Annotated in this window: 1 pseudogene; it reads left to right on the forward strand. The window is 61.6% G+C overall.

What is annotated here, in order from left to right:
- Positions 1-185 precede the first annotated feature (185 nt).
- Positions 186-258, forward strand: a pseudogene (locus tag SB822_RS58650) (aldehyde-activating protein); the annotation flags it as partial.

The following is a 258-nucleotide window of genomic DNA, read 5'->3' on the forward strand; positions in this document are numbered from 1 at the left end:
CGAGAACAACACAAGCAGCACTCACAGCGCACCATAAGCGCCAACCCGCCACGCTCTGGCACGGAACCTGTTAGTGAATGCCATCGTGCATCAACCGCCGCCCGCGACGTTCGCGGACCAGGAACGTCGCGGGCGGCGTGTCAGTCAGTCGGCAAGTCCCCCATTCCACTCATCGGAGGAACAGCATGGCCAAGATCAATCGCGTCCTGATAGGAGAGTCGCTCGTCGGCGACGGCAACGAGGTCGCACACATCGACT

The organism is Paraburkholderia sp. SIMBA_054 (genome assembly GCF_046534875.1).
Classification (GTDB): Bacteria; Pseudomonadota; Gammaproteobacteria; order Burkholderiales; family Burkholderiaceae; genus Paraburkholderia; species Paraburkholderia hospita.